The sequence below is a fragment of the Janthinobacterium woesei genome (genome assembly GCF_051380875.1).
Classification (GTDB): Bacteria; Pseudomonadota; Gammaproteobacteria; order Burkholderiales; family Burkholderiaceae_D; genus Janthinobacterium.
The window spans coordinates 132,427-149,701 of record NZ_JBNYXW010000005.1; the positions used below are offsets into that span (position 1 = coordinate 132,427).

Annotated in this window: 14 protein-coding genes; 9 read left to right on the top strand and 5 right to left on the bottom strand. The window is 61.9% G+C overall.

Going from position 1 to position 17,275, the window contains the following annotated elements:
- Positions 1-4: 4 nt before the first annotated feature.
- Positions 5-1,561 carry a nitric oxide reductase transcriptional regulator NorR gene (gene norR, locus ACQ4W6_RS06825; protein ID WP_436566424.1) on the bottom strand — a complete coding sequence of 519 codons (1,557 nt, stop codon included), beginning with the start codon at positions 1,559-1,561 and terminating at the stop codon, positions 5-7.
- Positions 1,562-1,711: 150 nt separating this feature from the next.
- On the opposite strand from norR, the gene nirK reads away from it, so the two are divergent.
- The 3 genes from nirK to ACQ4W6_RS06840 are packed head-to-tail and all read left to right on the top strand — an operon-like array spanning position 1,712 to position 6,197.
- Positions 1,712-3,178: a copper-containing nitrite reductase gene (gene nirK, locus ACQ4W6_RS06830; RefSeq protein WP_436566425.1), complete on the top strand. Its 1,467-nt coding sequence runs from the start codon at positions 1,712-1,714 to the stop codon at positions 3,176-3,178.
- A 34-nt stretch (positions 3,179-3,212) separates the two neighbouring features.
- Positions 3,213-3,890, top strand: coding sequence for an iron-sulfur cluster repair protein YtfE (ytfE, locus tag ACQ4W6_RS06835; RefSeq protein WP_436566426.1), 678 nt, complete (start codon positions 3,213-3,215; stop codon positions 3,888-3,890).
- A gap of 15 nt (positions 3,891-3,905) precedes the next feature.
- The gene (locus ACQ4W6_RS06840; RefSeq protein ID WP_436566427.1) at positions 3,906-6,197 is read left to right on the top strand and encodes a nitric-oxide reductase large subunit; all 2,292 of its coding nucleotides are present in this window, start codon (positions 3,906-3,908) and stop codon (positions 6,195-6,197) included.
- Positions 6,198-6,218: 21 nt separating this feature from the next.
- Here ACQ4W6_RS06840 and ACQ4W6_RS06845 read toward each other — a convergent pair whose 3' ends face one another.
- Complete coding sequence (locus ACQ4W6_RS06845; RefSeq protein ID WP_436566428.1) at positions 6,219-6,641, bottom strand: DUF1841 family protein; 423 nt, start codon at positions 6,639-6,641, stop codon at positions 6,219-6,221.
- Positions 6,642-7,194: 553 nt separating this feature from the next.
- On the opposite strand from ACQ4W6_RS06845, the gene mqo reads away from it, so the two are divergent.
- Complete coding sequence (gene mqo, locus ACQ4W6_RS06850) at positions 7,195-8,775, top strand: malate dehydrogenase (quinone) (protein ID WP_436566429.1); 1,581 nt, start codon at positions 7,195-7,197, stop codon at positions 8,773-8,775.
- A gap of 150 nt (positions 8,776-8,925) precedes the next feature.
- On the opposite strand, the gene ACQ4W6_RS06855 is transcribed toward mqo, so the two are convergent.
- A complete protein-coding gene (locus tag ACQ4W6_RS06855) occupies positions 8,926-9,558 on the bottom strand; it encodes an RNA pyrophosphohydrolase (protein WP_436566430.1) in 633 nt (210 codons plus the stop codon).
- A gap of 204 nt (positions 9,559-9,762) precedes the next feature.
- On the opposite strand from ACQ4W6_RS06855, the gene ACQ4W6_RS06860 reads away from it, so the two are divergent.
- On the top strand, positions 9,763-11,502 hold the full coding sequence (locus ACQ4W6_RS06860; RefSeq protein ID WP_436566431.1) for a proline--tRNA ligase: 1,740 nt from the start codon (positions 9,763-9,765) through the stop codon (positions 11,500-11,502).
- 5 nt (positions 11,503-11,507) lie between these two features.
- Positions 11,508-12,125 (top strand): lytic transglycosylase domain-containing protein, encoded by a 618-nt coding sequence (locus ACQ4W6_RS06865; RefSeq protein WP_436566432.1) that lies wholly within the window; start codon positions 11,508-11,510, stop codon positions 12,123-12,125.
- 152 nt (positions 12,126-12,277) lie between these two features.
- On the opposite strand, the gene ACQ4W6_RS06870 is transcribed toward ACQ4W6_RS06865, so the two are convergent.
- Positions 12,278-12,679 (bottom strand): SWIB/MDM2 domain-containing protein, encoded by a 402-nt coding sequence (locus ACQ4W6_RS06870; RefSeq protein WP_436566433.1) that lies wholly within the window; start codon positions 12,677-12,679, stop codon positions 12,278-12,280.
- 446 nt (positions 12,680-13,125) lie between these two features.
- Complete coding sequence (gene ffh, locus ACQ4W6_RS06875; protein ID WP_436566434.1) at positions 13,126-14,493, bottom strand: signal recognition particle protein; 1,368 nt, start codon at positions 14,491-14,493, stop codon at positions 13,126-13,128.
- A gap of 349 nt (positions 14,494-14,842) precedes the next feature.
- On the opposite strand from ffh, the gene ACQ4W6_RS06880 reads away from it, so the two are divergent.
- From ACQ4W6_RS06880 to ACQ4W6_RS06890, 3 genes are read left to right on the top strand one after another with little or no spacing between them, the layout of a single operon-like run.
- A complete protein-coding gene (locus ACQ4W6_RS06880) occupies positions 14,843-15,106 on the top strand; it encodes a hypothetical protein (protein WP_436566435.1) in 264 nt (87 codons plus the stop codon).
- Entirely contained in the window at positions 15,103-16,833 is a 1,731-nt protein-coding gene (locus tag ACQ4W6_RS06885; RefSeq protein WP_436566436.1) for a PepSY-associated TM helix domain-containing protein, read from the top strand. The genes ACQ4W6_RS06880 and ACQ4W6_RS06885 overlap by 4 nt, the downstream gene beginning before the upstream one ends.
- Positions 16,830-17,171 carry a DUF3325 domain-containing protein gene (locus ACQ4W6_RS06890; protein ID WP_436566437.1) on the top strand — a complete coding sequence of 114 codons (342 nt, stop codon included), beginning with the start codon at positions 16,830-16,832 and terminating at the stop codon, positions 17,169-17,171. Before ACQ4W6_RS06885 ends, ACQ4W6_RS06890 begins: the two co-directional genes overlap by 4 nt.
- Positions 17,172-17,275 lie beyond the last annotated feature (104 nt).

The window sequence follows — 17,275 nt, forward strand, 5'->3', positions numbered from 1 at the left end:
CCATTCAAGCCTTCAGTCCCACTCGGCGCGCCAGCTTGTGCAAGTTGCTGGCGTCCAGCCCCAGCTGGCGTGCGGCCGCAGCCCAGTTATCCTGATGCAGGGCCAGCGCCTGGCGGATTGCCTGGCGCTGGCTCGCTTCCACCACCTGATGCATGGAAAGTAATGGCGCCGCTGTCTCTCCGCCTGATGCTGGCGCAGGCAGCAGCGTGGCCGCGCCGGCCGGCGCGTCCAAGGCATCGAGATCAAGCATATCCGTTTCCAGCGTCACAATGTCCTTGCGGTCCGCGCCGCGGATCACGGCTTTCAGCGCGGCACGGCTGATCACATGTTCCAGTTCGCGCACGTTGCCGGGCCAGCTGTAGTGGCATAGCGCCACTTCCGCTGCGGCGGACAGGCGCAGGCTGCGCAGGCCCAGGCGTGCGCGGTTGAGTTCCAGGAAGCGCCCTGCCAGCAGCAGCACGTCATTGCCACGTTCGCGCAGCGGCGGAATCGGCACCGGATAGACGGACAGGCGGTGGTACAGGTCGGCGCGGAACGTGCCGTCGCGCACATGCTCGCGCAGGCTGCGGTTGGTGGCGGCGATGATGCGCACGTTGACGCGCCGCGGCCGGTCTGCCCCCAGGCGCTGGATTTCGCCGTTTTGCAAGGTGCGCAGCAGCTTCGCCTGTATCGACAGCGGTAATTCTCCCACTTCATCGAGGAACAAGGTGCCCCCGTCGGCCGCCTCGAAACGGCCGGGCCGGTCGCTGACGGCGCCGGAAAATGCGCCGCGTACATGGCCGAACAGTTCGCTCTCGGCCAAGGACTCTGGCAAGGCCGCGCAATTGACGTGGATCATGGGCTTGCCGGCGCGCCGCGACAAGCGGTGCAGCCGGTGCGCGCACAGCTCCTTGCCCACGCCCGTTTCCCCCAGCAGCAGCACGGGCAGCTCGGCATCGGCGACCACGCGCAGTTCATGCAGCAATTGCGTGATGGCGCCGCTCTGGCCCACGAAGTCGCTGTCCTCGTGCTGCACCTCCGGATTCGGCACCGCCGCGCTGCCCGACAGGCGCAGGGCGCGAATCTCCGCTTCCAGGCGGGTGACGCGCACGGCAGCTTCGATGGCACAGGCAAGTTCGCCCAGATCGCGCTGCGCACGGGCATCGAAAGTACCCACTTGCAGGGCATCGAGCGTGATCACGCCCCAGCGCGCCCCCTCCAGGTCGAGCGCCATGCCCATGCAATCGTGCACGGGCAGCGGTTCGCCGGGATGGTCGGCGATCAGGCCATCATACGGATCGGGCAAGGCGCTGTCGTGATGGAAGCAGATCACGCCGCGCCGCTGCAGGATGGCGGCCAGGCGCGGATGGTCCGTGACGGCGAAGTGGCGCCCCAGCGCATCGCTGGCCAGGCCTGCCATCGCCACGGGCCGCAAATGTTCCCCATCCAGTTTGAGCAGGGCCACGGCTTCGCAGCCGAAGTGCGCGCGCAGGCTGCCCACCAGGCGCTGCAGGCGCACTGCCACAGGAAGGTCGGCCACCAGGTCGGTTAGCAGCAAGAGATGTGTATTGGTCGTGGTCATAGATACCATGCAGGGTACAAGGAACCACTTTAAAAGGGGGTCATAAACACCATGCAATTTTCAAATCATTGATTTAGAACAAGTTTTTCCTGGCACACGGTTTGCCTAGGTAGTCGTGCCGAACCGGCATACAAGACCAAGGAAAGCTTGATGAAAACAATTCCGTCCCTCAGCGCCATTGCCGCCGCCGTCTGTGCCCTGGCCATGCCCCTGTCCGTACAGGCCCAGGCGGCAGCGCTCGCGGCACCCAAGGCTGCCGCGAGCGCTGCCGCGATCAAACACTATGAGCTGCAGACCAACATCGTCGATGGCAAGATGGTGTTCATCGGCGCCAAGGGCCAGGTTAATCCTGTGCTGACGGCGAACGTGGGTGACACGGTGGAACTCGTGCTGAAAAGCGGCGAAGGCGCCGAGCACGACCTGCTCATTCCGGAACTGAACGTGGCCTCAAGCAAATTCAGCGCCAATACAGGCACCACCACCGTGCGCTTCAAGGTCACGCGCGCCGGCACCTTTACGTATTACTGTTCCATCCCCGGCCACCGGCAGATCGGCATGGAAGGCAAACTGGAAGTGACCGGCACCTCGGTGGCTGAGGCCGGGGGGGCGGCTGCTGGCGCTGGCAGCGCGGCGAATGAATCGAGCCAGGCCGCGCTGGCCCTCTACACGCCGGCGCCGGCGCCCATGCGCGGGCCTGATCCATCGGCCGTCAGCGTTGCTGCCAACCCGGCTTCCGTGCCAGCGGCCATCGGCGCGCGCGCGCCGCAGACACTGAAATACCGCATGGAGACGGTGGAACTGCCTGGCAAGCTGGACGACGGCACCACCTTCACCTACTGGACCTTCAATCGCCAGGTGCCCGGACCGATGCTGCGCGCCCGCGTGGGCGACACGGTCGAACTGACGCTGTTCAATGCGAAGGACAGCAAGATGATCCATTCGATCGACCTGCACGCGGTCACGGGTGGCCATGGCGGCGGCCAGCATACGCAGGTGGCGCCGGGGCAGGAAAAGACCGTCACCTTCAAGGCCCTCAATCCCGGCCTGTATGTGTACCACTGCGCCACGCCGCTGGTGCCACAGCATATCGCGGCCGGCATGTACGGCATGATCCTGGTCGAACCCGAAGGCGGTCTGTCCAAGGTGGACCGCGAGTATTACGTGATGCAGGGCGAGATGTACACGGGCCGCCCGCATGGCGCGCCCGTGCACCAGGAGGCGAACCTGGAAAAGATGGCCAACGAACTGCCCGACTATTACGTCTTCAACGGCGAAGTGGGCGCCCTGAGCAAGACCCACAAGCTGCAGGCCAAGGTCGGCGAGACCGTGCGCATTTATTTTGGCGTGGGTGGCCCCAACAAGATTGCGTCGTTCCACATCATCGGCGAGATCTTCGACAAGGTGTATAGCGAAGGCTCCATCAGCAGCCCGAAACACGACGTGCAAACCACGCTCGTGGCGCCCGGCGGCGCAACCATCGTCGAACTCAAGGTACAGCATCCGGGCAGCTATCTGCTGGTCGACCATGCGCTGTCGCGCGCCGGCAAGGGCGCAGTCGGCGTGCTGGAAGTCACGGGCGAGCCCGTGCCCGGCGTCTACCACGCCGGCGCCAAGTAATGCGCCCATCCGACACTCAAACAAGGAGATTTTCATGGAACTGATCGACCAATCGCTGGGCCAGCTGGCCCGCCGCATCCCGGGCGCCACGCGCCTGTTCGATGCGCACCGCCTGGATTTCTGCTGCGGCGGCAACAAGACCCTGCGCGCGGCGGCCGAGGCGGCCGGCGTCGATGCCGCACCCCTCATCGCGCAGCTGCAGGAACTGGAAGGGCGCGCCGATACCAGCGGCGAGCGTGACTGGCAGGACGCCACCGCGCCGGAGCTGGTGCAGCACATCCTGGCGCGCTACCACGCCGTGCACCGCGAACAGCTGCCCGAGCTGATACGCCTGGCGCGCAAGGTGGAGCAGGTGCATGGCGAACGCGCCGACTGTCCGCATGGCCTGGCCGAGCATTTGTCGGCCATGGCGCAGGAACTGGAAAGCCATATGCGCAAGGAGGAAGACGTGCTGTTTCCCATGATCGTGCGCGGCCAGGGCCCCATGGCCGGCGCGCCCATCAACGTGATGCGCATGGAGCACGATGATCATGGCGTCGCCCTGCGCGCCGTGGAGGAAATGACCAATGGCATCAGCACGCCGAGCGGTGCCTGCACCACCTGGCGCGCGCTCTACACGGGGCTGCGCACCTTCCGCGAGGATTTGATGGCGCATATCCATACCGAAAACAATATCCTGTTCGAGCGCTTTGCGCCGGCCGTGGTGCACTGACAAAGGAAAGACCGCATGGGTCCCTATAAAAAACTCTGGTTCACTTTGATCGGCGTGCTGATCGTGACCTTTTCACTGCTGGGCTATTACGGCGTCGAAGTTTACCGGCAGGCGCCGCCGATTCCCGCGCAAGTGGTGACACAAGACGGCAAACAGCTGTTCGACCGCGAGGGCATTCTCGATGGCCAGACGGCCTGGCAATCCGTGGGCGGCATGCAGCTCGGTTCCATCTGGGGCCACGGCGCCTACCAGGCGCCCGACTGGACAGCCGACTGGCTGCACCGCGAACTGACGGCCTGGCTGGAACTGGCCGCGCAGCACGAACACGGCAAGGCTTACGCGGCATTGGACGGCCCCGCGCAGGCGGCGCTGCGCGAAGCGCTGAAGATGGAATACCGTGGCAACCGGGTTGACGATGCGCAAATACTGCACCTGTCGCCGCGCCGCGTGCAAGCCATCGCCCACACGGCGCACTATTACGACCAGCTATTCTCCGACGCCCCGGCACTGCGGACCAGCCGCGAGCATTTCGCCATGAAGGAAAACACCTTGCCCAGTGCCCAGCGGCGCGCGCAGATGACGCAGTTCTTCTTCTGGACCGCGTGGGCCGCCGCTACCGAACGGCCTGGCCAGAAAGTCACGTACACGAACAACTGGCCGCACGAGCCGCTGATTGGCAACCAGCCCAGCGGCGAAAACCTGGTCTGGTCGGTCGCCAGCGTGGTGGTGCTGCTGGCCGGAGTCGGCTTCCTCGTGTGGGGCTGGGCCTTCCTGCGCAATCACGACGAGGCGCTGCCGGCCCCCGGCGCGCGCGATCCGCTGACGACCTTTGCCCTCACGCCATCGCAGCAGGGATTGGGAAAATATCTGTTCCTGGTGGTCGCCCTGTTCATCTTCCAGGTGTTCATTGGCGGTTTCACGGCGCACTACACGGTCGAAGGGCAGCAGTTCTACGGCGTTGACGTCTCGCGCTGGTTCCCGTACGCGCTGACGCGCACCTGGCATATCCAGGCCGCGCTGTTCTGGATCGCCACCGGCTTTCTTGCCGCCGGCCTGTTCCTCGCGCCTTTGATCAATGGCGGCAAGGATCCAAAATGGCAACGCCTGGGCGTCGACGTGCTGTTCTGGGCGCTGGTGGCTGTCGTTGTCGGCTCGTTTATCGGCAATTATCTTGCGATTGCGCAAGTCATGCCACCCGAGTGGAACTTCTGGCTCGGTCATCAGGGCTATGAATATGTGGACCTGGGCCGTCTATGGCAGATCGGCAAGTATGTCGGTATCCTGCTGTGGCTGGTGTTGATGCTGCGCGGCGTGGTGCCAGCCCTGCGTCAACCGGGCGGCGACAAGAATTTGCTGGCGCTGCTGACCGCGTCCGTTGGCGCCATCGGCCTGTTCTACGGCGCCGGCCTGTTCTACGGCGAGCGCACGCATCTGTCCGTGATGGAATACTGGCGCTGGTGGGTGGTGCACCTGTGGGTGGAAGGCTTCTTTGAAGTCTTCGCCACCACGGCGCTGGCCTTCATCTTCTCGACCCTGGGCCTGGTGTCGGTGCGCATGGCCACGGCGGCCAGCCTGGCCTCGGCCTCGCTGTTCATGCTGGGCGGTATTCCCGGCACCTTCCACCACCTGTACTTTGCCGGCACCACCACGCCCGTGATGGCCATCGGCGCGAGTTTTAGCGCGCTGGAAGTGGTGCCGTTGATCGTGCTGGGACATGAAGCGTGGGAAAACTGGCGCCTGAAAGAACGTGCGCCATGGATGGAGCAGTTGCGCTGGCCGATGATGTGTTTTGTCGCCGTCGCCTTCTGGAACATGCTGGGGGCCGGCGTGCTGGGCTTCATGATCAACCCGCCCGTGGCGCTGTATTACATCCAGGGGCTGAACACGACCCCGGTGCATGCGCATGCGGCACTGTTCGGCGTGTACGGCTTCCTGGCGCTGGGCTTCACTTTGCTGGTGCTGCGCTATTTGCGGCCGCACTACCAGTTCAGTCCTGCGCTGATGAAGACGGCTTTCTGGGGCTTGAATGCAGGCCTGGTACTGATGATCTTCACCAGCTTGTTGCCGATTGGCATCATCCAGTTCCACGCCAGCGTGACGGAGGGCCTGTGGTATGCGCGCAGCGAAGAGTTCATGCAGCAACCGCTGCTGCAGACTTTGCGCTGGGTGCGCACCTTTGGCGACGTGGTCTTTATCGTGGGCGCCGTCGCCATGGCGTTGCAGGTGGTGCTGGGCTTGCTGGAGAAGGAAGCGCCGGCGCTGCCGCAAGCGGGGCAGCGCATGAAAGAGGCGGCGCAGCCCATCTGACGGGGCCGGTATTTGCCTGGATTAGCGGCGGCGTATGCAGTCGATGTACGCTTCCGTGTCGGGCGGCAAGCCCGAGCGCTGCGAGGCCCAGATCATCTGGCCCAGGCATTCCATCACTTCGTGCTGGGCGGCATGGGCCGAATCGAGGCGCTGCGTCAGTTGCTGCACGGCCGGGCGGATGCCGCGCGGCTGGTCTACCTGCACCTGTTCCGTAATCGACAAATGCATGGACAGGTGCAGGAAGGGATTGGCTTGCCCCCCTTCGACGGAATAGTCGCGCGCCAGCGCCGCTTCAACGTCGCTCAACTCGTTTTCATATTCGGGGTGTTCCAGGATCCAGTCGAGCGCGATGGCTTCCATGGGGGTGAGGATCTCGTGGGCACGGTGCTTGCGCAATGTTTCGCAAAAGAATCGGCGGACATCGTCGGAAGAGGGGTTGAACATGGCTGGATGACTATGGCAAAGGGCAGCCGGCATTGTACCGCGTACGCTAGTGTGCGCGCTGTGGCTGCCGCTTTTAATCCTGCTACGGGTTGGACGCCGCCTACTTTGCGGGCATCTCCGTCAAGTCCGCTGGCGTCTGCAGCCATCGGTGATGGCGATGCGCAAGCGTGCGCCCACGTGCGTCACGCGCCTGCGTTCATGCTCCCATAGTCACCTCAATTTAATACCTTTTAGTAAGTATTATCCACTACCGCTGCCGCCCGGCAGCGTCAAATAACGGTGATAAAATCGCCGTTCTTGATATTTGCACTGGACACGACGGCGATTTTATTGCCGGTTTTTCAGCCGACAACGACGTCCGCACTATCCATTGCCTGCACCTTTTCCAGCAGATCTTGCTCTCGGACCAAGCCTGAGAGCAGCAGCATGCTTGTCGCCACCGACATCCGCTCCTCCGGGCGCCTCGGCTGGCTGTCTTTCGTGCAATGCAGCGATGGTGCCGCCGCAGTGGCGCACAAGAATAATCCCTCAGTATCCATAAACGGAGTTACGTATGCGTAAATCGCTATTACTTTTGATGTCGTGCCTGATCCTCGCGGCATGTGATAAGACCCCGCCGGCATCGTCCGAGAAGCCGGTCGACGTGCTGCTGGTCGGCGCCGGCACCATGAGCGCCACCCTGGGCAGCATGCTCAAGGAACTCGACCCTTCGCTGACGATGGAAATGGTTGAGCGCCTCGATTCCGTGGCCGCCGAAAGCTCGGACGCGATGAATAACGCGGGCACGGGCCACTCGGCGTTTGCCGAACTGAACTACACGCCGGAAGCGGCCGATGGCAGCATCGAGACCAAGAAAGCCGTCGATATCAACGAGCAATTCGAGATTTCCAAGCAGTTCTGGGCTTATCAGGTGGAAAAAAAGCACTTGGGCGCGCCGCAAACCTTCATCAACAACGTGCCGCACATGAGCTTTGTGTGGGGCGATGCCAATATTGCCTTCCTGCACAAGCGCTATGAAGCGATGCAAAAGCAAAACTTGTTCAAGGGCATGTTGTACTCGGAAGACCCGGCGCAGATCGAGCAGTGGGCGCCGCTGGTCATGCAAGGCCGCGACAAGAGCCAGAAAGTGGCGGCAACGCGCATGGAAATCGGTACCGACGTCAATTTCGGCAACCTCACGCGCGGCCTGGTCAGCTACCTGACGGGTAGTCAAGGCATGACATTGCACTTGCGCCATCAGGTGGAAGACATCCAGCGCGGCGCCGACGGCGTATGGAACGTGACGGTGAAAAACCTGGCCGATGGCAAGGAAAAGACCATGCGCGCCAAATTCGTCTTCATCGGTGCCGGCGGCGGGTCGCTGCCGCTGCTGGAAAAATCGGGTATTCCTGAAGCCAAGGGCTATGGCGGCGTGCCGGTGGGCGGCCAGTGGCTGGTCAGCACCAACCCGGAACTGGTGGCAGCGCATGCGGCCAAGGTTTACGGCAAGGCATCCGTCGGTTCGCCGCCGATGTCGGTGCCGCATCTGGACACGCGCATCATCGACGGCAAGAAAGCCCTGCTGTTTGGCCCGTTCGCCACCTTCTCGACCAAGTTCCTGAAAAACGGTTCGTGGATCGACTTGCCGGCCTCGATTGGCAGCGGCAACATCAAGCCCATGTTGCAAGCGGGCTACGACAATATTCCGCTGACCAAGTACCTGGTCGAGCAAGTGATGAACACGCCGGAAGACCGCCTGAAGACTCTGCGCGAATACTTGCCGAACGCCAAGATGGAAGACTGGACCCTGCAAAACGCGGGCCAGCGCGTGCAGATCGTCAAGGATGACCCAGTCAAAGGTGGCTTGTTGCAGTTCGGCACGGAAGTCGTCGGCGCCGCCGATGGCAGCATCGTCGCCCTGCTGGGTGCCTCGCCTGGCGCCTCGACCGCGCCACCGATCATGATCAAAGTGCTGCAAACGGCATTCAAGGGCCGCCTGGCGACGCCGGAATGGCAAGCGAAGATGGTGGAAATGGTGCCGTCGTATGGCCAGAAGCTGAACAGCGATCCGGCCCTGGCGAATAAGATCCGCCAGCACAGCAGCGCGATCCTGGGCTTGAAAGCCATCACCCTCGACGTTCCTGCAGCTAATTAACACTTAACCAAACCTACTGCGCGTCGGTTTTGTTAGGTGCCGAAACTGTCTGGATCTTTTAAAAGACAGTTTCTTGATGGAGTGAAAAAAAGGGGCAGCCTGGTCAGGCTGCCCCTTTTGCGTGGGAGAGTGCATTCATGGTACGGCGCTCTACTCCTTGCCTGGCAAGAGCAGCTCCGGCGTGCGCCCTTCGGCGGCAGCGTCGTCGCAAGGCTTGGCCAGTGCCATACCGTCCTGCGCCCGGGGCGCATGTGGCTGGCGCAAGTAGCGCGAGGTATGGCGATGCGGCTGTTGCGCGCTGCCATGCACGGGCCAGGTCAGGAAACGGGACAGCTCCTGCAAGGCACGCTGGTACACATCGCGTTTAAATTCAATCACGACATCGAGCGGGACCCAGTACTCATGCCAGCGCCAGGCGTCGAACTCGGGATGGTCGGTCAGGCGCAGATTGACGTCGTTATCGCGCGCGCACATTCTCAGCAGAAACCAAATCTGCTTCTGGCCACGGTAATGGCCGCGAATCTCGCGCTTGATGAAGTGGTCTGGCACTTCATAGCGCAGCCAGTCGCGGGTGCGGCCGACAATTTTGACGTGTTCCTGTCTGAGTCCGATTTCCTCTTCAAGTTCGCGAAACATGGCTTGTTCCGGTGTTTCGCCATATTTGATACCGCCTTGCGGAAACTGCCATGAGTGCTCGCGCACCCGCTTGCCCCACCACACCTCGTTCTGGGCGTTTAGCAGGATGATGCCGACGTTGGGCCGAAACCCTTCACGGTCGAGCATAATGCACCTCAAACTTTCTGCGGCAGAGCGTCTTTTTTTACATAATTACCCACAACTCCGCAAGCCGGCAGCCTTTTCGGGGTGCGAAAAGGGCCGGAATCGCACCAATTGAGCGCATTTGTGTAAAGTATGGACGCATCAGCCAGCTAATCCTTTAAAATTAGGTTGATTATAACCCTCTCTTTTTAAAAAGAATTCACCGTTATGCGCGCCTCCCGTTTTTTTATTTCCACACTTAAAGATGCACCTTCTGACGCGGAAATCGTCAGCCACCAATTGATGATGCGTGCAGGCATGATCAAACGCCTCGGTTCCGGCATCTATACCTACATGCCGATGGGCCTGCGCGTGATCCGCAAGGTGGAAGCCATCATCCGTGACGAGATGAACAAAGCTGCCGGCATCGAACTGCTGATGCCGCTCGTGCAGCCGGCCGAACTGTGGCAGGAGACGGGCCGCTGGACCAAGATGGGCGACGAACTGATGCGCGTGAAAGACCGCCACGGCCGCGAATACGCGATCCAGCCGACATCGGAAGAAGTCATCACAGACGTCGTGCGCACGGAAATCAAGTCCTACCGCCAGCTGCCGTTGAATTTTTATCATATCCAGACCAAGTTCCGCGACGAGCGCCGTCCCCGCTTCGGTCTGATGCGTGGCCGCGAATTCACCATGAAGGACGCCTACTCGTTCGACCGCGACCTGGCTGGCATGCAAGCGTCGTACAAGGTCATGTTCGACGCCTACACGCGCATCTTCACGCGTTTCGGCTTGAAATTTCGCGCCGTGGCGGCCGACAACGGCGCCATTGGCGGTTCCGGTTCGCATGAATTCCACGTCATCGCCCACACGGGCGAAGATGCACTCGTGTACTGCCCGACGTCTGATTACGCGGCCAACATGGAAGCGGCCGAAGCGCTGCCGCCAGTGGGCGAGCGCGCCGTCGGCGTCCAGGCATTGACGAAAACAGCCACGCCGGACACCGTCAAGTGCGAAACCGTGGCTACCTTGCTGGGTCTAGCCTTGGCGCAAACCGTGAAAACCATCGCCCTGACGGTGGAAACCACGGGTAAGGACGAAAAAGTCACGAAACAGCACTTCATGCTGCTGCTGCGCGGCGACCATGAACTGAACGACATCAAGGTGGGCAAGGTTGCCGGCTTGGCAGGTCACCGTTTCTCGACGGAAGCGGAAATCCTGGAAGTGTATGGCACGATCCCTGGCTACCTGGGCCCGATCGGCACGCAAGCGCCTGTCACCGTGGTGGCAGACCGTACGGTTGCCCATATGCATGATTTTGTGTGCGGCGCGAATGCGGCCGGCTTCCACTACACGGGCGCCAACTGGGGCCGCGACGTAGCCGAGCCTGCCATCGTGGCCGACTTGCGCAATGTCGTCGCCGGCGACGCTTCGCCGGACGGCCAGGGCGTACTGGCCGTCGAGCGCGGCATCGAAGTGGGCCACGTGTTCCAGCTGGGTACGGCGTACTCGGAAAGCATGAAAGCCACCTTCCTCGATGAAAACGGCAAACCGGCGCCATTGCAGATGGGTTGCTACGGTATCGGCGTGACGCGTATCCTGGGCGCCGCCATCGAACAGAACTTCGATGACAAGGGCATCATCTGGCCCGCTTCCATCGCGCCATTTGAGGTGGTGCTGTGCCCGATGGGCATGGATCGCAGCGAAATGGTCAAGGAAGAGACGGAGAAGCTGTACGCGGCCCTGCAAGGCGCTGGCGTCGATGTCATCGTCGACGACCGTGGACAGCGCCCGGGCGCCATGTTTGCTGACTGGGAACTGATTGGCGTGCCGCACCGCATCGTCATCGGCGAGCGGGGCCTGAAAGAAGGCAAGCTGGAATACCAGGGCCGCCGCGACCTTGAGGCCACTGGCGTGGCGCCGGACGAGATCGTCGCCTTCATCCAGGGCAAAATGGCGCAGTGAAGCGCATGCAAGTAAGCAACACGGCCGGCGCCCTCGTGCTGGCCGCCTGCCTGGCCTGCGCCTCCCCGGCGCAGGCCGGTAACCAGAAGGAGGAGGCGCTGGCCGACTCCGTCCGCCTGGCACTGTCCCACGCGATCCGCGACGAACGCCCGCCGCAAGCCAGATTTTCTACCTCCGCCGACTTGCAACGCTACCAGCAATGGCTGGCGCAGATGTCGCAACGCCTGCAGCGCAAGCTGCCCGACGCGCAGTTGCGCACGGAATTTCTGGAAACTGTCTGGTATGAAGCGCGCCGCGCGGGGCTGGAGCCAGCCCTGGTGCTGGGATTGATCCAGGTCGAGTCGGCGTACCGCAAATATGCCGTCTCGCTGGCCGGCGCACGGGGCTACATGCAGGTGATGCCGTTCTGGACGGGCGTCATCGGCGATAGCGACCGCAGCAAGCTGTTCCACATGCAAACGAATTTGCGCTACGGCTGCGCCATTTTGCGCATGTACCTGGACATGGAAAAAGGCGATGTGTACCTGGCCCTGGGCCGCTACAACGGCAGCCGGGGGCGGGCCGAGTATCCGAATGCGGTGCGTGCCGCGTGGAAACTGTGGGAATTCAAGCCCGCTGGGTGATGTTTATCAGTTTTTGCGCGAATCAATGTTGGCGCGCAAAATGTGCAGGGCAAGGTATTGCAACGCCGCCATGCGCATTTTGCAAAAAAATGCCCCGCTCGCAGTGATGCGGCGGGGCACTCGCACGGCGATAACGCCCTGCGCGTATCGGATTATTTCAAATGATCGGAGATGAGCTTCGTCATTTCAAACATGGAGACTTGGGCTTTGCCGCCAAAAACGGCTTTCAGCTTGTCGTCTGCATTGATCATGCGGCGGTTGGCCGGATCTTGCAGATCGAGTTTTTTGATGTAATCCCATACCTTTTTGGTCACTTCAGTGCGCGGCAATGGTGCTGCGCCAACAACGGCGGCCAGATCTTTCGATGGCGTCATTGCTTTCATGAATGCTGCGTTTGGCTTGCGTGGTGTTGCCGGTGCTGCCGCTTTCTTCGCCGCTGCTGGTTTAGCTGCTGCTGCTTTGGCTGCGGGTGCTGCTTTCTTGGCGGCTGCAGGCTTGGCTGCTGCTGCTGCTTTGGCTGGCGCTGCTACTGGGGTTTTTTTGGCTGTTGCCATCTTCGAGCCTCCTTAACAAACACATGGGAAATTGCGCAATTAATCGCACGGCTAATATTGGTGTGGATTTACCTAGTATGCAAGTGTTTTTCACGTTTTCACGAGGAAAAAGCAGGGAAATGAGTGCGCTGTCGCCCGGGCGCACCGCTTGGGGGCGTAGAAGCGTGTTTTTGCCCGTAAATGGCATGCTTGCTGGCTATGCGGGGAGGGGGCTGCGGGGGGGAGGAGGGAAGGCATGCCGGAAGCCATGGAAATGCATTCCGGCACTATTTAGAAAGATGTTTTACTTGAATACGCGGCGTAAAGAAGGCATTCAAAATCGTAGCGAGCGGGGATGATTTGTGGCCGAGAAGCGCAACCGCACTTCGGTGCGGTGAGCATCGCCGGCCGCAAAGCGCGCCGCGCAGTAGATTTTGAAGCCTTTCCTCATCGCCGATTTTGAAGCCTTACTTCATGCCAGGCATCATGCCCTTCATGCTGCGCATCATCTTCATCATGCCGCCGCCCGACAATTTCTTCATCATCGTTTGCATTTGCTCGAATTGCGTCAGCATGCGGTTCACTTCCTGCACCTGCACGCCGGCGCCGGCGGCGATGCGGCGCTTGCGCGTGGCCTTGATCAGTTCAGGCTTGGCGCGTTCCTTCGGCGTCATCGAGTCGATGATGCCGCACATGCGGCGCACCTGCTTGTCCGCTTGATCCATGTTCTTGCCGCCTGCGGCCTGCTGGAACTGCGCTGGCAGCTTGTCCATCAGGTTGGCCATGCCGCCCATTTTCTTCATCTGGCCCAGTTGCGCCTTGAAGTCGTTCATGTCGAACTTGCCGCCGACCTTGATTTTTTGCGCCAGATCGGCCGCAGCCTTGCTGTCGACGCCCTTGCGCGCCTCTTCCACCAGGGCCAGGATGTCGCCCATGCCCAGGATGCGGTTGGCCATGCGGGTTGGATCGAACGCTTCCAGGCCGTCGAGTTTTTCCGAAACACCGGCAAACTTGATCGGCTTACCCGTAATGTGGCGTACCGACAGGGCGGCACCGCCGCGCGCATCGCCATCGAGCTTGGTCAGAACGATACCAGTCAGTGGCAGTGCATCATTGAAGGCCTTGGCCGTGTTGATGGCATCCTGGCCCAGCATGGCGTCGACGACAAACAGGGTTTCGATCGGCTTCACGGCGCCGTGGATGGCGGCGATTTCGCGCATCATCTCTTCGTCGATACCCAGGCGGCCCGCAGTATCGATGATCAGCACGTCGTGATAATGCTTCTTGGCCCAGTCCAGCGCAGCGAGGGCGATATCGACCGGCTTGTCGGTGCTGGAAGACGGGAAGAAGTCTGCGCCGACCTGGGCGGTCACCGATTGCAGCTGGGCGATCGCGGCGGGACGGTACACGTCGGCCGAGACGGTCAGCACCTTCTTCTTTTTTTCTTCCTTCAGGTATTTCGCCAGCTTGCCGACGGTGGTGGTTTTACCCACACCCTGCAAACCGGCCATCAGGATGATGGCGGGCGGCTGCTGGGCAAAGCTGATCTGCGACGCTTCCGGCCCCAGGTCGGCGCCCATCAGGGCGGCCAGTTCGCGCTGCACCACGCCGACCAGGGCCTGGCCGGGCGTGAGCGAGGAAATGACATCCTCGCCCATGGCTTTTTCTTTGACTTTGGCGATGAATTCGCGCACGGCGGGCAGGGCGACGTCGGCTTCGAGCAGCGCCAGGCGCACTTCGCGCAGCATGTCTGCGGTGTTCGCTTCGGTCAAGCGCGCCTCGCCGCGCATGGTCTTGACGACTTTGGCAAGCCGTTGGGTGAGATTATCTAGCATGATGAACCTGCAATGGAAAGCTTGGGAGTGGGCGGCGCAAGCCGGACGATGGGCGCCATTTTACCCCATCGCGGGGGCCTGGCGCTCCCCTGCTGCACAGGCCGATGGCCGGACTGTTTTTCATTTACTTGGTATTTCTGGCAATGCCGCGATTGCAGGAAAGGCACGAAGCCGGTTAGAATGCGAATAATTCTTATTTACATTTTATGGCGCGCCGCGCCTGACCGGAAAGGGGTGCCATGTCGGCCGCCGATTTTACCCAGCAATATGTTCAATATATGCAGTATATGCAGTGCCGCCTGGCACAACCGCAGTTGTCAGGGACACCGCAACGATGAAATCGGCCAACATGATGTTGTTTTCACGCGTGCTCGCTGCCGTCTTCGGCGGCTACGCGCTGACGTCCGGCGTGGCCGTGCTGCTGTCGGCCGTGCTGCCTATGTTGCGCGCCGAAGCCGTGCTGACGGCCACCCTGAGCGCCTTTGTCGTTTACACCTGCGCCGTTATCTGGGTCTTTGCCGTGCAAGACCTGCGCCGTGTCTGGATCGGCATGCTGCTGCCGGCCATCCTGTGCGGCGGCACCGGCATGCTCCTGTCGCGCGGTGCAGCATGAACGCCGTCAAAGTGGAAAAAGTAGCGAAAACGCCGCAACAGGGCAAGGTTGTGAAGACGCCGCAGTCAGGCGGCTTGCGCCAGGCCATGGCCTGGCTGCATACCTGGAGCGGCCTGTGGATTTCGTGGCTGCTGTTCGCCATTTTCCTGACCGGCTCCCTGGCCGTCTTCGACGACCCGATCGGCCACTGGATGACGCCAGAACATGCACTGGAAGAGGCGGCGCACGCGAACGATCCGCCGCTGCCGAAGGTCACGGACCGCGCGCAGCGCCTGGCGCTGGCGCTGGACTTCATGGCCAAGGAACACCCAAAGGCAGACATGTGGGAAATCTGGCCCGTGCAGCGCCCCGGTCATGGTCTGTCCGCTTACTGGTTCCAGCCCAGCGGCGGTTATGGTTCGGCAGATCTCGATACGCTGACGGGCAAGGTGATCGAGCCTGCGCGCGAAGCGAACGGGCGCGAGACCATCGGCGGCCACCATTTCGTCGATTTCCACTATGAGTTGCATGCGGGGCGCATCGGCGTGTGGATCGTCGGCATCACTACCATGATCATGCTGGTGGCGCTGGTCAGTGGCGTCATCACGCACAAGCGCATCTTCAAGGATTTCTTCACCTTCCGCCCGGCAAAAGGCCAGCGCTCGTGGCTCGACGCGCATAACGCGGTGGCGGTGCTGACCTTGCCGTTCCAGTGCATGATCGCCTACACGGGCTTGGCGTTCTACAGCGACGATTATGTGCCGGCCCCCGTGGTGGCCCAATATGGCATGGACAACGCCAAGCGCGCCTTCATGGCCGATTGGAACGCGGCGGACAAGCCGGCCAGAACGGGTGTGGCGCTGGCCATTCCTGCACTGGAGTCGTTTGCGCAGCGCGCCGAGCAGACCATCGGACAGGAAATCCGCGCCGTGGTGCTGGACAATCCGAACGATGCCTCCATGCGCGTATGCATGTATGGCTGGAATGAAGACGGCGATATGCTTGAGCGTATCAGTGCCAATACGGGCATGGCTTGCTATGCGCTGGCCACGGGCGAGCAAATCGCCGTGCGCCAGCCGGGCAAGTCGGACACGGGCGGCGCGGGCCTGACGCGTATCGTCATGTCGAACCTGCACATGGCCGGTTTTGGCGGCACGCCCATGCGCTGGCTGTATTTCTTCTGCGGCCTGGCCGGCACGGCGATGATGGGCACGGGAGCGATCCTGTTCATGGTCAAGCGCCGCCAGCGTGCCGGCGGCGAATTCGGCGCCTATACGGAACGCGTGTACCGCATCATCGAATGCCTGAACGTGGCCGCCATCGCCGGCCTGGCCATTGCCTGCATCGGTTTCCTGTGGGCGAACCGACTGATCCCCGTCGGCATCGAGCACCGCGCCGGCTGGGAAGTGCGGGCCTTCTTCGGCGTGTGGTTCCTGATGCTAGTGCACGCCTGCCTGCGCTCGGAAAAGCGCGCCTGGATCGAGCAACTGTGCCTGCTGGCTGCAATGTGCGTGCTGCTGCCCGTGCTGAATGTACTGACGACGGGCGACAACCTGGTAGCGCAGATCACCCGCGGCGACTGGGAAAGCGCCGGCGTGGAATTGTGCAGCCTGGCGTTTGGCCTGCTGGCCGCCCGGGGCGCGTGGAAAGTCCACAAGCGCAAGGAAAAGCCGGTCAAAAAGGCCGCTGCCAGGGAAAGCCTGGCGGCATCGGCCAGCCTGCAAGTCAATGCGGAAGGACAGTCATGATCTACACCATACTTTGTGCGCTGGGCCTGTCGTATGCGGGCATGGCCAGCCTCTCCCTGGCGATGGACCGCCATCACGGCCAAGTCTGGGGGCGCGACGCGGCCTTGAGCGTGCGGCGTGCGCTGCAACTGGCTGGCGCGCTGTTGCTGGCGCTGGCCATCTGGCCCTGCGTAGCCGGCTGGAGTGCCACCGTCGGCGTGGTCGCGTGGCTGGGATTTTTATCGTCCGGCGCGCTGCTGGTGGCCCTGCTGCTGCCGTATGCGCCCACATTGCTGTTGCGTAGTTCCCTGCTGGCAGCCGTCGCCGCGCTGGCAGGGCTGGTGACGCTTGTGCAATGATTCCTGCAATGATATTGACTGCCACGTTCAAGGATAGATGGATCAGCAGGTGCCAGCGATGAGCGATGTTGCGCTGATTGAATTGCCCGGCATCTGCAAGCGCG

What these genes read in the sequence shown, in the direction of transcription:
- norR (WP_436566424.1), bottom strand. Translation starts at nt 1,561, where the DNA reads ATGACCACGACCAATACACATCTCTTGCTGCTAACCGACCTGGTGGCC.
- nirK (WP_436566425.1), top strand. Translation starts at nt 1,712, where the DNA reads ATGAAAACAATTCCGTCCCTCAGCGCCATTGCCGCCGCCGTCTGTGCC.
- ytfE (WP_436566426.1), top strand. Translation starts at nt 3,213, where the DNA reads ATGGAACTGATCGACCAATCGCTGGGCCAGCTGGCCCGCCGCATCCCG.
- ACQ4W6_RS06840 (WP_436566427.1), top strand. Translation starts at nt 3,906, where the DNA reads ATGGGTCCCTATAAAAAACTCTGGTTCACTTTGATCGGCGTGCTGATC.
- ACQ4W6_RS06845 (WP_436566428.1), bottom strand. Translation starts at nt 6,641, where the DNA reads ATGTTCAACCCCTCTTCCGACGATGTCCGCCGATTCTTTTGCGAAACA.
- mqo (WP_436566429.1), top strand. Translation starts at nt 7,195, where the DNA reads ATGCGTAAATCGCTATTACTTTTGATGTCGTGCCTGATCCTCGCGGCA.
- ACQ4W6_RS06855 (WP_436566430.1), bottom strand. Translation starts at nt 9,558, where the DNA reads ATGCTCGACCGTGAAGGGTTTCGGCCCAACGTCGGCATCATCCTGCTA.
- ACQ4W6_RS06860 (WP_436566431.1), top strand. Translation starts at nt 9,763, where the DNA reads ATGCGCGCCTCCCGTTTTTTTATTTCCACACTTAAAGATGCACCTTCT.
- ACQ4W6_RS06865 (WP_436566432.1), top strand. Translation starts at nt 11,508, where the DNA reads ATGCAAGTAAGCAACACGGCCGGCGCCCTCGTGCTGGCCGCCTGCCTG.
- ACQ4W6_RS06870 (WP_436566433.1), bottom strand. Translation starts at nt 12,679, where the DNA reads ATGGCAACAGCCAAAAAAACCCCAGTAGCAGCGCCAGCCAAAGCAGCA.
- ffh (WP_436566434.1), bottom strand. Translation starts at nt 14,493, where the DNA reads ATGCTAGATAATCTCACCCAACGGCTTGCCAAAGTCGTCAAGACCATG.
- ACQ4W6_RS06880 (WP_436566435.1), top strand. Translation starts at nt 14,843, where the DNA reads ATGATGTTGTTTTCACGCGTGCTCGCTGCCGTCTTCGGCGGCTACGCG.
- ACQ4W6_RS06885 (WP_436566436.1), top strand. Translation starts at nt 15,103, where the DNA reads ATGAACGCCGTCAAAGTGGAAAAAGTAGCGAAAACGCCGCAACAGGGC.
- ACQ4W6_RS06890 (WP_436566437.1), top strand. Translation starts at nt 16,830, where the DNA reads ATGATCTACACCATACTTTGTGCGCTGGGCCTGTCGTATGCGGGCATG.